Source organism: Halorubrum sp. Atlit-28R (genome assembly GCF_003665955.1).
Taxonomy (GTDB): Archaea; Halobacteriota; Halobacteria; order Halobacteriales; family Haloferacaceae; genus Halorubrum; species Halorubrum tropicale.
On record NZ_QPLS01000004.1, the window covers coordinates 51,684 to 65,435 of the forward strand.

The 13,752-nt window shown below is 73.7% G+C and carries 13 protein-coding genes; 8 read left to right on the forward strand and 5 right to left on the reverse strand.

Features of this window, described 5'->3' with window-relative positions; all coding sequences use genetic code 11:
- The gene (gene thpR, locus DVK06_RS07695) at nucleotides 1–576 is read right to left on the reverse strand and encodes an RNA 2',3'-cyclic phosphodiesterase (RefSeq protein WP_121599876.1); all 576 of its coding nucleotides are present in this window, start codon (nucleotides 574–576) and stop codon (nucleotides 1–3) included.
- A 122-nt stretch (nucleotides 577–698) separates the two neighbouring features.
- On the opposite strand from thpR, the gene DVK06_RS07700 reads away from it, so the two are divergent.
- Entirely contained in the window at nucleotides 699–1,595 is an 897-nt protein-coding gene (locus DVK06_RS07700) for an alpha/beta fold hydrolase (protein ID WP_121599877.1), read from the forward strand.
- Between the two features lie 273 nt (nucleotides 1,596–1,868).
- Nucleotides 1,869–2,513, forward strand: a complete 645-nt coding sequence (locus tag DVK06_RS07705; RefSeq protein ID WP_199718607.1) for a helix-turn-helix domain-containing protein — start codon at nucleotides 1,869–1,871, stop codon at nucleotides 2,511–2,513.
- 30 nt (nucleotides 2,514–2,543) lie between these two features.
- Here the strand turns inward: DVK06_RS07705 and DVK06_RS07710 are convergent, their stop codons facing one another.
- The gene (locus tag DVK06_RS07710; RefSeq protein ID WP_121599879.1) at nucleotides 2,544–4,310 is read right to left on the reverse strand and encodes an excinuclease ABC subunit C; all 1,767 of its coding nucleotides are present in this window, start codon (nucleotides 4,308–4,310) and stop codon (nucleotides 2,544–2,546) included.
- A gap of 145 nt (nucleotides 4,311–4,455) precedes the next feature.
- Between DVK06_RS07710 and DVK06_RS07715 the strand changes: the two genes are divergently transcribed.
- The 3 genes from DVK06_RS07715 to DVK06_RS07725 all read left to right on the forward strand — a co-directional run bounded on the left by DVK06_RS07715 (nucleotide 4,456) and on the right by DVK06_RS07725 (nucleotide 7,906).
- Nucleotides 4,456–6,072: a methyl-accepting chemotaxis protein gene (locus DVK06_RS07715; protein WP_121599880.1), complete on the forward strand. Its 1,617-nt coding sequence runs from the start codon at nucleotides 4,456–4,458 to the stop codon at nucleotides 6,070–6,072.
- 154 nt (nucleotides 6,073–6,226) lie between these two features.
- Nucleotides 6,227–7,618, forward strand: a complete 1,392-nt coding sequence (locus tag DVK06_RS07720; protein WP_053770299.1) for a cytochrome P450 — start codon at nucleotides 6,227–6,229, stop codon at nucleotides 7,616–7,618.
- 3 nt (nucleotides 7,619–7,621) lie between these two features.
- On the forward strand, nucleotides 7,622–7,906 hold the full coding sequence (locus tag DVK06_RS07725) for a hypothetical protein (protein WP_233561640.1): 285 nt from the start codon (nucleotides 7,622–7,624) through the stop codon (nucleotides 7,904–7,906).
- A 10-nt stretch (nucleotides 7,907–7,916) separates the two neighbouring features.
- Here the strand turns inward: DVK06_RS07725 and DVK06_RS07730 are convergent, their stop codons facing one another.
- The 3 genes from DVK06_RS07730 to mdh form a co-directional block, all read right to left on the reverse strand.
- The gene (locus tag DVK06_RS07730) at nucleotides 7,917–8,492 is read right to left on the reverse strand and encodes a 2'-5' RNA ligase family protein (protein ID WP_121599881.1); all 576 of its coding nucleotides are present in this window, start codon (nucleotides 8,490–8,492) and stop codon (nucleotides 7,917–7,919) included.
- A gap of 13 nt (nucleotides 8,493–8,505) precedes the next feature.
- Nucleotides 8,506–8,694 carry a hypothetical protein gene (locus tag DVK06_RS07735; protein ID WP_053770302.1) on the reverse strand — a complete coding sequence of 63 codons (189 nt, stop codon included), beginning with the start codon at nucleotides 8,692–8,694 and terminating at the stop codon, nucleotides 8,506–8,508.
- Between the two features lie 66 nt (nucleotides 8,695–8,760).
- Nucleotides 8,761–9,675 carry a malate dehydrogenase gene (gene mdh, locus DVK06_RS07740; RefSeq protein ID WP_121599882.1) on the reverse strand — a complete coding sequence of 305 codons (915 nt, stop codon included), beginning with the start codon at nucleotides 9,673–9,675 and terminating at the stop codon, nucleotides 8,761–8,763.
- 107 nt (nucleotides 9,676–9,782) lie between these two features.
- Here mdh and DVK06_RS07745 point away from each other — a divergent pair, with 107 nt between their 5' ends.
- The 3 genes from DVK06_RS07745 (at nucleotide 9,783) to DVK06_RS07755 (ending at nucleotide 13,739) form a co-directional block, all read left to right on the forward strand.
- Nucleotides 9,783–10,376 carry a hypothetical protein gene (locus DVK06_RS07745; RefSeq protein ID WP_121563330.1) on the forward strand — a complete coding sequence of 198 codons (594 nt, stop codon included), beginning with the start codon at nucleotides 9,783–9,785 and terminating at the stop codon, nucleotides 10,374–10,376.
- 35 nt (nucleotides 10,377–10,411) lie between these two features.
- Complete coding sequence (locus tag DVK06_RS07750) at nucleotides 10,412–11,824, forward strand: MFS transporter (RefSeq protein ID WP_121599883.1); 1,413 nt, start codon at nucleotides 10,412–10,414, stop codon at nucleotides 11,822–11,824.
- Nucleotides 11,825–11,903: 79 nt separating this feature from the next.
- Entirely contained in the window at nucleotides 11,904–13,739 is a 1,836-nt protein-coding gene (locus tag DVK06_RS07755; protein ID WP_121599884.1) for a histidine kinase N-terminal 7TM domain-containing protein, read from the forward strand.
- Nucleotides 13,740–13,752 lie beyond the last annotated feature (13 nt).

The following is a 13,752-nucleotide window of genomic DNA, read 5'->3' on the forward strand; positions in this document are numbered from 1 at the left end:
TCAGGCGAGCGGGAACCGCTCGACGACCTCGTACTCGGGGCCGGACGGCGTAAGCGTCGATTCGACCAGCCGGACCTCGTCGACGGCGAAGGTCCCGACTTCCGGGGCCTCGGCGTCGAGCGCGTCCCGGACCGCGTCGGCGCCGGCCGCGTTCTCCACCCTCGCCAGCGTGACGTGCGGCGTGAAGTCGTGATCGGCCGGGTCGACCCCGAGCGCGGTCGCCTCCGCTTCGAGCGCCTCGTGGAGCGCGGCGAGGGCGTCGCCGCCGCGCTCGACCCCGGCCCAGGCGACGGAGACGTACTCGCGGTTCGGAAAGACGCCGAGCCCCGCGACCTCGGCCTCGAACGGGGCGACGCCCGCGCGGTCGACGGCGCGCTCGCCGGCCGCGATCACGTCGTCGAGCGGGGGGTCGCCCCCGTCGCCGCGGCCGCCGATTTCGCCGAGGAACTTCAGCGTCACGTGCGCCTGTTCGGGGCCGACCGGGTTGACGCTGGGCGCGTCGGCGAACCGGGCCTGCGCGTCCGCGACGGCGGGCGCGAGAGGGTCCGGGAGGTCGACGGCGAAGAACGCGCGCATCTCGGTCGAGGGATCGGCCGAGGGACGGATACGGCTTGGGGCCGGGCCTCCGAGCGACAGGTAAATACTCCCGTATCAGTCCGGCACCAGTCCCACCACTGGCGCGGTCGTAGTCGACATCGATGGCTACCACCGACTCCGCGCGGCCGGAACCGACCCCGGAGCCTCGGGTCTCGGAGCGTCGAGCACCGAGCGTCGTCCGGACCGACGACGGCCGTCGGATCGCGTACGCGACGTACGGGCCTCCGACCGGCGACCCGCTCGTCTTCCTCCACGGGACGCCCGGGTCACGCCGACTGGGGGCGCTCCTCGAACCGTCCGCGCGGGCGAACGACGTCCGCGTCATCGCGCCCGACAGGCCCGGATACGGTCGGTCGTCGCCGAAGCCGGGCCGGACAATCGCCGACGCCGCGGCGTCCGTGCGGCCCGTCCTGGACGACGCGGGCGCCGAGCGCGCGCCCCTCGTCGCGTTCTCCGGCGGGGCTCCCTACGCCCTCTCGACGGCGGCGACGCTGGGTGAGCGGGTCACCGGCGTCGACCTCCTCGCCGGGGCGACGCCGCCCTCCTTCACCGAGGACGCGCCGGCGGTACAGCGGTTGCTGACCGGTCTCGCGTCCGCGACGCCCTCGGTCCTCGGGGCGCTGTTCCGCGGACAGGCGTGGGTCGCGGGCCGGGCCGACCCGTCGTTCGTGGTCGGGCAGTACGCCGCGGACGCGGACGCCGTCCCCGCCGACGCCGCGGCGACGGTGAAAGCGGACTTCCTCGCGGCGTTCGAGCGCCACCGGAGCGGCGCAGTCACCGAGTTCCGGGTCGCTGGGGGCGACTGGGGGATCGACCTCGGCGCGGTCGACGTCCCGGTGCGCCTGTGGCACGGGACGGCCGACGCCAACGTCCCGATAGCCGGGGCCCGGCGACTGGTCGAGGCGCTCCCGACGGCCGACCTCCGCACCCTCGACGGCGCGGACCACCTCGGGACGCTCCTCCGGGCCGCCCCCGAGGCGCTGGCGCGTCCCCGTTGAGCGCTTCGATCCCTCCGAATTCCTGCTGACCGCTTCGGCCCTCCAGGTTCCCGCTGACCCCTCCCACCCATCCCGCGTTCCCGCTGACCGATCTCGCCCGCTCCGCGTTCCCGCTGACCGATCTCGCCCGCTCCGCGTTCCCGCTGACCGCTTCCGCCCGCTCCGCGTTCCCGCTGACCGCTTCAGTCTGCCCCGCCTCTCGAACCCGTCCCGAAGCCGCGCCGAATCATGCGGATTGATGTGTGGGAGCGCCGAACGGGGAGCGAGCGCCGCATGAAACGGATCCGGTTCTCGGCCGCCTACCCGGAGCGGCTCCGCCACCCCCTCCACCGATCGATCGTCGGCGAGTCGCCGATCGCTCGCGCCGAGCTGCTGATGTGGAGTCCGACGGCGGACGCGACGACGCTGCTCTGGTTCGACGGCGACCGCGACGCGACGACCGGCGCCGTCGAGGCGCTCGACTCGCTGGTCGCGCGCAGCCTCGTGCGCGGCGCGGGCGGGACCTACGCCTTCCTCCGACAGGACGACTACGAGTTCCCGGCGGCCCTCCTCGACACCGTCGCGTCGTCGCGGGTGATCTTCCTCCCGCCGGTCGTCTTCCGCGAGGACGGCGACGTGCGGTTCGAGGCGGCGGGCGCGGCCGAAGCGCTCAGCGCGTTCCACGACGACCTCGCCGACCTCGCCGACCTCACCATCGAGCGGGTCCGGGAGTTCGAGCGCCGGCGGACCCCCTCCCGGCTGACCGACCGACAGCGCGCGGCGCTGGAGGCGGCGGTCTCGGCGGGGTACTACGAGGTGCCCCGCGAGGGGACCGTCGCGGACGTCGCGGCCGCGCTCGACTGCGCGACGAGCACGGCCGGGGAACTGCTCCGCAAGGCGGAGGCGGCGGTCGTCGAGCGCGCCGTCGAGCCGGAGTGACGGCGCCCGCCGCGAGGGAGAGACCCGCGTTTACAGCCGCTCGCGGAGCGTGTCCGCGGTCGCGTCGCCGACGCCGTCCACGTCGATGAGGTCCTCGCGGGAGGCCTCGCGGACGTTCTCCACCGAGCCGAAGCGGCGCAGGAGTCGGCGGCGCGTCTCTGGGCCGACGCCGGGCACGTCGTCGAGGACGGTCGCCACCTCGTCGCGGACGGTCTGGTGGTACGCGACCGCGAAGCGGTGCGCCTCGTCGCGCACGCGCTGGAGGAGGTGGAGCTCGGGCGCGCCGTCGTCCCACCGCCGGGTCCCGCTCGGGGTGACGACCAGCTCCTCCGCCTTCGCGAGGGCGACGACGGGCACGTCCCACCCCGTCTCCGCGAGCGCGTCGCGGGCGGCCCCCAGCTGTCCGTCGCCGCCGTCGATGAGGAGGAGGTCCGGGTCGGGGCGGTCGTCCGAGCCGTCGAGCGCGCGCTCGGCGCGCCACCGGACCAGCTCGCGCATGTTCGCGTAGTCGTCGTTGCGCTCGGTGAGCTTCTTCCGGCGGTAGTCGGCCGTCTCCGCGCTCCCGTCGACGAAGCACACGTCGGAGCCGACCACCGCGGTCCCCTGCGCGTGGCTCACGTCGAACCCCTCGATCCGCTCGGGGCGGGCGATCCCGAGCCGCTCGCCGAGCGCGCCCACGGGGTCGTCGCGGCCGCCGCGCTTCCGGGCGTTCTTCAGCGCGAGCTCGACCAGCTTCGCCTCGCGGCCGGCGCCCGGCACGCGGACCGCGACCCCCTCGCCCTCCAGCCAGTCGACCACGTCCGGGTCGGCGGGCCGCTCGGCGAGCAGGACCGCGTCCGGGAACTCCCGCTCGGCGTAGTACTGCGCGAGGAACGCCGCGAGGACGGCGGCCGGGGTGTTGGCGTCGGCGGACGAGGGGCCGCCGTCCGCGCCCTCGACCGCCGCGGCGTCCAGCCGGTGCCGGCTCCGGTCGACGAGCTGGCCCCGTTCGCTGTGGAGCCGGGCCACGCGGGCGGCGTCGCCCTCGACGGCGGCCGCCAGCACGTCGACCGTGCGGTCGTCGCTCCGGTCGCTGACGGCCTCGCCGCCCTCGCCGTGGAACGCCTCGACGGCCTCCAGCCGGTCGCGGAGGTTCGCGGCGCGCTCGAATTCGTTCGCCTCGGCGGCCGCCTCCATCCGGCGGCGGAGGGGGTCGGCGAGGACGCCGGTCTCGCCCTCGAAGAAGCGCCGCGCCGCGGCCACGTCCTCGGCGTACTCCTCCGGCGAGATTTTGCCCGTACACGGCGCCGAGCAGATGCCCATCTCGTAGTCGAGGCAGGGCCGGTCGCGGCCCTCGTACTTGTGGTCCGAGCAGCCGCGCAGCCGGTACTCGTCGCGGATCGCCTTCACGACGGTCTCGACGCGTCCCACGTCGGTGAAGGGACCGTACGCGACCGCGCCCGCCTCGGGGTCGCGGGTCACTTCGATCCGGGGCACCTCGTGGTCCGAGAAGGCGACCAGGGGGTACGACTTGTCGTCCTTCAGCCGGACGTTGTAGCGCGGCCGGAGCCGCTTGATGAGGTTCGCCTCCAAGAGGAGCGCCTGCGTCTCCGTGTCGGTGACCGCGAACTCGATCCGGTCGGCGCGCTCGACCATCCCCCTGATCCGCCCCGAGCGCGGGTCCGCGTACGACCGCACCCGGTCGCGGAGGTCGAGCGCCTTCCCGACGTACAGCGTCGCCTCGCCCGCCCGGAACTGGTAGACCCCCGGCTCCGTCGGGAGGTCTCGGGCCCGCTCGCGCACCGCGTCGGCGTCCATCGGTCTCGGACCGACGTAGCCGCCCGACGCCATTGAACGCTGCGGGGCGCGGTCCCCGCCGCCCCGAGGCCGCTCGTCGAGGTTATCAGAATCGAATATCGGGACGGACGCTTTATGATGGCGCTTGGGAGACGGTGACGTAGACATGAGTAGACTTCGCGAGCGCCTGCGGAACGCACTCGGGTGGGGGAGCGATTCCCGGTCGGTCCCCGACGGGGGCGTCGTCGTCGAGGACGGCGAGGGAACGGACGCCGGGACGGCCGCGGCGGACGAGGCCGTCGGCCCGGGCGAGGAGGGGCACGGCGTCGCCGACGAGGCCGGCGTGAACCGCGCGGCGACGCTCGCCGGCGCCGGCTTCGAGCAGGCGTTCAACGCCACCAGCATCCCGACGTTCATCCTCGACTGCGACGGGAACGTCGCCGAGTGGAACGAGTCGATCGCGACGCTCACCGGCGTCGGCCGCGACGAAGCGGTCGGGCACGGCCACGTCTCCGAGCTCTTCTACCCCGACGGCCGCCGGGCCGACACGCTCGCGGACAAGGTCCTCGACGCGCCGACGAACGCCGACGAGGTGTACGGCGTCGAGCCGTGCGACTCCGCGCGCGACCGCTACCGCGACGCCAGCACGATGGTCGACCGCCACGGCGAGGAGCGCCACATCGAGTTCACGGCGACCGCGCTGTACGACGACGGCGAGCTCGTCGGCGTGACCGAGGTCGTCATCGACCGGACGGAGACGGTGAACGAGCGCGACGCGACGAGCGAGCTGGTCGCGGAGGTCCGCGAGACCGCCGAGGCGATCGGCGAGGGGGACCTCGACGCCCGCGCGGGCCACCGCGACTCCTTCGAGCACCTCGACGGCGACCTGATCCGCGTCGTCGACGTCGTCAACCGGATGGCCGACAACCTCGACGAGCTCTCCTCGGGCGTCCACGAGAAGGCGCGCGACCTCGACGAGACGGTCGAGGAGGCGAGCGCCGCGGCCGCCGACATCGCGGAGAACGTCGACGAGCAGAACGAGCTCTTGGAGGAGAGCGTCTCGGAGATGCAGTCCTTCTCCGCCGGGATGGAGGAGGTCGCCGCCACCGCCGACCAGGTCGACTCCGCGGCCGTCGCCGCGAGCGAGGCGGCCGACGAGGGCCTCGACGCCAGCGAGGACGCCCGCGAGGCGACCGAGGACGTCGTCGAGATCGGCGACGAGCTAGTCGAGAGCGTCGGCGCGCTCTCCGAGCGCATGGACGACATCGAGGAGGTCATCGAGGTCATCTCCGACGTGGCCGAGCAGACGAACCTGCTCGCCCTGAACGCCAACATCGAGGCCGCCCGCGCCGGCGAGGGCGGCGACGGCTTCGCGGTCGTCGCCGAGGAGGTGAAGAAGCTCGCCGACGAGACCCGCGGTTACACCGAGGAGATCACGGAGAGCCTCGACAAGCTCCAGACCCAGTCGGCGGAGACGACGACCGCCGTCGAGCGTTCCCACGAGCGCATCGAGGACGCGGGCACCGAGATCGAGACGGTGCTCGACTCCCTCGAAGAGATCGCCGACGCCGTCGACGAGGCGGCCGCGGGCGTCGCGGAGGTCGCGCGGACCACCGACGACCAGGCCGCGACCGTCGAGGAGCTCACCTCCTCGCTGGAGGCGGTCCGCGAGCGCTCCGACCGCACCGAGGACGCGACCGAGCGCATCGTCGACGCCACCGACGACCAGGAGGCGGCCGTCGACGAGCTGATCGGCCGCGTCGAGCGCCTCGACGCCCGGTAACGGCCCGTCGACGCCGCGGCCCGCCCGCTCTTCCGGCAACGCCCCGTCGACGCCGCGGCCCGCCCACTCTTCCGGGGTCTCGTTCTCCGCGTTTTTCCCCGCGTACCCTTCCCCTCCGCCGAACGTTTAACCCCGCTCAACCCCCAGAAATCGTATGTCCGTTACGCCGCCCGGACCGCTCGGCGACCCCCTCTTCGGGAACGGTCGCCAGTTCGCTGACGACCCGTTCGGATTCCTGCGCGCCTGCGCCGACAGCTACGGCGACGTGGTGGGGCTCGACCTCGGCCCGCGAGAGACGTACCTGCTCACGAATCCCGCCGACGTCGAGCGCGTGCTCGTCGCGGACGCCGAACGCTACCGCAAGCCGCAGTTCGACGACGCGATGGACACGCTCCTCGGCGACGGCCTCCTGCTGAGCGAGGGCGACACGTGGAAGCGCCAGCGCCGGCTCGCGAACCCAGCCTTCCACAACCGCCGGATCGGCGCGCTCGCCGGCGTGATGGCCGACCACGCCGAGTCGCACGTCGCCGACTGGGAGGACGGCGACGTCGTCGACGTCCAGCTGGAGCTTGCGCGGCTCACCGTGAAGATCATCGTCACGGCCATGTTCGGTGCCGACATCAGCGACGAGGAGGTGAAGACGGTCCAGGAGAACCTCGAACCGCTCGGCGCCCGGTTCGAGCCGGACCCCCGCCGGTTCCTGATCCCGGACTGGCTGCCGACTCGGGAGAACCGCGAGTTCGACGCCGCCATCGACACGCTCGAATCGGTGATCGACGACATCGTCGCCCGCCGCCGCGGCACGGAGCGCGACCCGAGCGTCGACCCCGCCGGCCCCGACGGCACCGGCGTCCGCGGGCCGCCCGGCGACCCCGACGCCGACCTCCCGATGGACCTGCTCTCCGTCCTGCTCCGCGCCCGCGACCGCGGCGAGCAGACCGACGAGAACCTCCGCGACGAGCTGGTGACGATGCTGCTCGCCGGCCACGACACCACCGCGCTCGCGTTGACGTACGCGTTCTACCTCCTCTCGAACCACCCCGAGGCCCGCGACCGCGTCGCGAGCGAGGCCCGGGAGGCGACGGCCGACGGCCCCCTGACCGCGGCCGCCGTCCGCGACATGGACTACACCGAGCGCGCCCTCAACGAGTCGATGCGGCTCTACCCGCCGGTGTACACGCTGTTCCGCGAACCGAAGCTCGACGTGAAGCTCGGGGGGTACCGCATCCCCGAGGGGTCGGCGCTGATGGTGTCCCAGTGGGCGATCCACCGGTCCGGGCGCTGGTACGACGACCCCGAGGCGTTCGACCCGGACCGCTGGACCCCGGAGCGCCGGAGCGAGCGCCCCCGGTTCGCGTTCTTCCCGTTCGGCGGCGGGCCTCGCCACTGTATCGGGAAGGCGTTCTCGCTCCTGGAGGCGAAGATCATCCTCGCGACGGTCTGCTCGCGGTTCGACCTCGATTACGAGGGGCCGGACCTCTCCTTACGCGGGTCGCTGACGATGCACCCGAACCACCCGGTGCCGATGCGGATCCGCGAGCGCTGAGGGATGGCCGGCGCCGACGAGGCGACCCCCGACGGCGAGGCGACCCCCGACGGCGAGGCGACCCCCGACGGCGAGGCGACCTCCGAGGCCGACGTCTACTGCGCCCGCTGCGGCGATCCGCTCTCGCGCGGCCTCGTCGCGAGCGGACGGCGCGCCTGCTGTCTCAACGCGACCCCCATCGCCGGCGTCTGCCCGACGCACGGTCCGGTGGGGCCGCACCACGCGGTCGAGGAGCCGAACGACGACGAGGCGGCCGACGCCGGCGTAACGCCGACCGACCCCGCGTGACCGCGTAACGCTACAGCTCAACGCTCGACGCGACCTCCCGGAACTCCGGGTCCCACACGTCGAGCGCGTGGACCCGCCAGCGGACCGGGTCGAACGCGGCGTCGACGAGGTCGGCGACGACGCCCGGCTCCGGGTTCCCGCCCCGCGCCAGCGTGACGTGCGGCACGTAGTCGTCGCCCTCGATCCCTGCCACCGCGCCGAACGCCGCGCAGAGCCGCCGGTGGAGCCGATCCAGCCCGTCGCCCTCGACGGTCAGGTAGACGACCGGCCGCGACCCCGACCGCGGCGCGTCGAAGACGTCGATCCCGGTCACGGCGACCTCGAAGGGGCCGACGCCGGCGAGCGGCCGACGAAGCCGCTCGCGCAGGCGGTCGAGGGCTTCTTCCCGAGGCGGCGGCTCCCGACTCCCTTCCCGCCCACCTCCTTCGTCCCCGTCGCGCTCCCCGTCCCGTACGTCCGCGACGCCGAACCGCTTACAGACGAGGGTGCGGCGCTCGCGGACGCGGTCGAACCCCGACAGTTTCGGGTGGAGATCGGCCGCGAGGCGGTCGACGCCGGGCGGCAGCGGGACGTTGAGGCTGAACACGTCGGCGGGCGCCTCAGATCCGATCGGTGAGGTGTAAGGCGATCACGACGACGAGCGCGATCCCGATCAGCGTCGGGAGCGCGTCGAGCAGCCAGAACGCGACCTCCAAGACGGTCCCGACGATCTCCAGGAGAAGCCACACGACGACGAGCAGTAACACGACCTTCAGCAGGTCGTCGGTGTCGATCTCGGCGCGGTTCATGCTCCGAAGCGACGCGGCAGCAATAAAAATCCGGTGGGTGTCGGCGGCCGACCCCCGCGAACGGCCCTACGCGATCTTCTCGTACTGCTCGGAGAGCTTCTCGGCGGCCTCGTCGAGCAGCTCGGCCTCGTACTCGTCGAGGTCCCACTCGACGACCTCCTCGACGCCGTTCGAGCCCAGCTTCGCGGGCACGCCGAGCGCCGTGTCGTCGTAGCCGTACTCGCCGTCGAGGACGACCGAGCACGGGAGCACCTCGCCGGTGTCGTTGAGGATGGCCTCGACCGTGTGGGCGACGCCGGTGGCGGGCCCCCACTGCGTGGCGCCCTTCCGGCTGATCACGTCCATCGCGGACTCCTGGAGGTCCGCGAGGATCTCTTCCTTCTCGTCGGCGTCGAACGACGGGTCCCGGCCGTCGACGCGCACCTTCGAGAAGACCGGCGCCTGCGCGTCGCCGTGCTCGCCGAGGATCGTCGCCTCGACGTTCTTGACGGGCGCGTCGAAGCGCTCGGAGAGGACGTAGCGGAAGCGCGCGGAGTCGAGCCGGCCGCCGAAGCCGATCACCTTGTGGCGGTCGCGGTCGCCCGCCTCGTAGAGGTGGCGGTTGAGCAGGTCGACCGGGTTCGACGTGGTGACGGTGACGAAGTCGTCGTTGTGCTCGGCGATCGACGACCCGATGTCCTCCATGATCGGCGCGTTGTCGCCGGCCAGGTCGATTCGGGTCTGTCCCTCCTTCCGCGGGATGCCGGCCGTGATGACGACGACGTCCGATCCGGCCGTGTCCTCGTACTCCCCCTGCCGGACGGTCGTGTTCGAGTCGTAGGCGACGCCGTGGTTCGCGTCGGCGGCCTGTCCGATCGTCGTCTCGCGCTGGTCCGGGATGTCGACGAAGACGAGCTCGTCGACCACGTCGCGCAGCGCGAGGTTGTAGCCCGCCGCGGCTCCGACGGTCCCCGCCGCACCGATAACGCTGACCTTTGTCATACCGTCTTGATCCGCGACCGGACGGCGAGTAAACGTTTCGGAACCCCCCAACGTCCGCGGGCGCCGTCGCGAAACCCCTAACTCCCGCGGCGTCGAACCGTCGCCTCGTGCCGACGTTCCGCTACCCGTGCCCGGGCTGTCGGACGACGAACAGCCTCCACGACGCCGACTGCGAGTTCGAGGGCGTGAGCTGGCCGACCGTCGAGAAGGCCTACACGGACCTCCTCTCGGTGCTGTCCGCCGAGCCCGACGGCCTCTCGGAGGCGGCGCTGCGGGACGCGGTCCCCGCCGACTGGGGCGGGCTCCACAAGGCCGCGCTCGGCGCGCTCCGCCGCGACCAGCGCGTCGTCGAGGACGGCGACCGGCTCCGCCTGCTCACCGCCGCGGAGTTCAAGGAGCGCGTCTCCGAGCCCACCCGCGAGCCGATGCGCACCGTCTATCAGCACGGCTCCGTGCCGGGCTGTCACGACAACGCCGTCTTCGCGATGGTGGCGTGGTACGAGATGGTCGGCCTCTCGTGGCCCGAGACCCGCGAGAACGTGATCGAGTGGCTCCGCGAGTCGGGCGCGTGGGACCGCGGCGGCTTCGAGGAGTCGACGCCGGGGGAACTCGTCGACGCCAAGCGCCACGTGTACGACGAGGGGTACGGCTGGAAGGAGAAGGGCCAGGCCGCGAAGCGCGTCATCGAGCGCCACCTGTAGCGCCGACTTAAGTCGCCCCGTGACCTCTCGACACCGTGACACACCCGGAAGCCGGCGCCGCGCCGACCGCGGACCCCGACGCGGCCGCCGTCAGTGACGCCGACACCGCCGACGCCCCCGACGGCGACGGCGCCGACCGCCCCCCGGCCGTCGCCAACCCCCGCCGCGCGCTCGCCGTCGTGATCGGCGTCGTGTTCATCGACCTCGTCGGCTTCGGGATCGTGATCCCCATCCTCCCCTTCTACGTCCGGTCGTTCGGCGTCAGCGACGCCTTCATCGGGCTGCTCGCGGCCTCCTACTCGCTCGCGCAGTTCGTCGCGGCGCCCACGCTCGGCCGGCTCTCCGACCGGATCGGGCGCCGTCCCGTCCTCTTGGCGTCGCTCGCGGCCGCCGGCGTCGCGTGGGTGACGTTCGGCTACGCCGGCTCGGCCGGCGCGCGCTTCGGCCCCGTCGCCGCGCTGGCGGTGCTCTTCGCCTCCCGCACGCTGACCGGCGCGATGGGCGGCAACATCGCCGCCGCGCAGGCGTACGTCGCCGACATCACGCCCCGCGACCGGCGGGCGGGCGCGCTCGGCCTCGTCGGCGCGTCGTTCGCGCTCGGGTTCGTCTTCGGGCCGGCGATCGGCGGCCTGCTCGCCGCCGACGCCGTGGTGGCCCGCGCCGACGCGCTCTTCCCCGCGTTCGTCCCCGCGACGCCGTACTCCCTGCCGAGCTTCGCGGCGGCGGGGATGAGCCTCCTCGCGGTCGCCGTCGGGTTCCTCCTCCTCGAAGAGCCGGCGCGGACGCGACCCGCGGGTGACGCGCCGGGCGCCCGCACCACCGCGATCGGCCAGTTCCGCGACGCGCTCGCGTCCGCGTCGCTCCGGCCGCTGACGGTCGCGTACTTCGTCGTCGCCGTCGCGTTCGCGGGCGTCCAGGTGATGTTCATCCCGTACGTCGCGGACGCGTTCGGTTACGACGCGACGGCCGCGGCGTTCCTGCTCACCTACGTCGGCGTCCTCGGCGCGGTGAACCAGGGCGTCGTCGTCGGTCGGCTCTCGCGGGTCGTCCCCTCGCGGACGCTCGTCGCCGCCGGGTCCGTCGTCCTCGCGGGCGCGCTCGCCGCGATCCCCGCGACCGGACTGGTTGACCGGGTCGCGGGCGGAGTCGCCCTCGGCGGGCCGGGGTGGCTCACGCTCCCTCTGCTCGCGCTGCTCGCCGCGCTCGCCGCGCTCTCGCTCGGCAACGCCCTCGTGAACGTCTCGCTGGCGACGCTCGTCTCCGCGTCGGCCGACGACGCCGACCAGGGGGCCGCCTTCGGCGTGACGCAGGGCGCGTCGAGCCTCGGGCGGACCGTCGGCCCGCCGCTGATGGCGGTGCTGTACACGGTCGCCGTCGCGTCGCCGTTCCTGATCGGCGCGCTGCTCCTCGCGCCCGTGGCGCTCGCGTTCGGACGCCGGGCCGGGTGAGCGCCCCGGGCGGGCGGTGAGCGGCCGTCCCGCCTCCGCACGACAGTTTTACGCCCGCCGTCGCCGTCGTGCCTCGCACATGGCCCTCGACCTCGTTCCCGCCTGGCCCGCCGTCGGATCCCTCGCGGGCGGGGCGGGGGCGGTCGCGCTCGCGTGGGCGATCCGCCAACACCGCGGCCGCCCCGGCGTCGACTGGTTCCTCGGCGTCTTCGCCGCGCAGGCGACGTGGTGCGTCTCCTACGGCGTCGGGCTGCTCGTCGCCGACCCGGCGGTCCGCGCCGCGCTGGAGGCGGCGATGTGGCTGGGCGTGATCTGGACCGGGGTCGCCTTCCTCGGCTTCGCCTTGGAGTACACCGGCCGGAGCGACGTGGTCCGGAGCCGCCCGTTCGGGGCGGTCGCCGGGTTCGGCCTCCTCTCGTCCGTCCTCGTCGCCACGAACCCCCTCCACGGCGCCTTCTGGACCGACCTCTCGCGCGCCCCCGTCTTCGGCGTCGAGACCGTCTCGTACGCGTTCGGTCCGTGGGCGTACCTCACCGTCGCCGTCGAGACCGTCCTCGTCGCCAGCGCGGTCTTCCTCCTCGTCGACACGCTGCTCAGCTACGGGCCGCTGTACCGCCGCGAGAGCGCCGCGGTCGCCCTGAGCTCGCTGCCGCCGGGGTTCGCCTTGGTCGCGTGGACGCTCCAGCTCGGCCCGGTCCCGCAACTCCAGCTCGCGCCGGTGATGTTCGTCCCGCACGTGATCCTGGACGCGTACGCGTTCGACCGCGCGGAGATGTTCGACCGGAACCCGACCACCAGCCGCGCCGCCGAGCGCACCGCGATCGACGACCTCCGGGACCCGATCGTCGCGCTCGCGCTCGACCGCCGCGTCGTCCGGCTCAACCCCGCCGCGGAGACGGTGTTAGGCGTCGACGCCGAGACCGCCCGCGACCGGCAGCTCGCCGACTTCCTCGACCTGCCCGTCGGGATCGGCGACGAGGCGATCGACGCCGCCGACGACGACCCCGGCGACGACGAGGCGGGCGGCGGCTCCCGCGAGACGGTTCAGGTCGACGCCGCCGACGGCGCCGGTCGCCGCACGTACGCGGTGTCGGTCTCTCGGCTGACCGATCCGAACGGGACCCACGTCGGCTACACGGTCGTCCTCTCGGACGTCACCGAGCGCGAGCGCCGCCGCCAGCAGTTAGAGGTGCTCAACCGAATCTTGCGCCACAACCTCCGCAACGACGCCGGCGTCGTCCGCGGCTACGGCGAGATCCTCCGCGACCGCCTCGACGACCCGGAGCTGGTCCGGATGGCCGACGCCGTCGAGCGGCGCGCCGGCGCGCTGGCCGCGCTCGGCGAGAAGGCGGGTACCGTCGAGCGGCTCCTCGCCGACAGCGACGCCGGGGCGACCGACGTCCGCGACCTCGTCCGCGCGGTCGTCGCCGATGCCCGCGACCGCGACCCGGACGCCGTCGTCGAACTCGCGGTCGCCGGCGAGCCCGACGCGGAGACCGACGGCGGCGGAGCGGCCGACTGGACCACCCACGTGAGGCCCGACGCGCTCCGCGCGGTCGTCGAGAACACCGTGGAGAACGCGGTCGGCCACCACGACGGCGAGGGGACCGAGCGCGAGGACGGCGGGGCTTGGGTGCGCGTCTCGCTCCGCCGAGCGGGCGGCGCGACGGGCGGGTCCGAGGGCGACGACCCCCGCTTCGTCCTCACCGTCGCGGACGACGGCCCCGGCATCCCCGACCACGAGGTCGAGGCGGTCGAGTCCGGGCGGGAGACCGCCCTCGAACACGGCTCCGGGCTGGGACTGTGGGTCGTCGCGTGGGGCGCCGCCGCGGTCGGCGCCGAGGTGGAGTACGCCGAGCGGGAGCCGCGGGGGACGCGGGTGACGGTGTCGATCCCGGTCGTGGACGGCGAGTGAGTCGGGTCGGAAA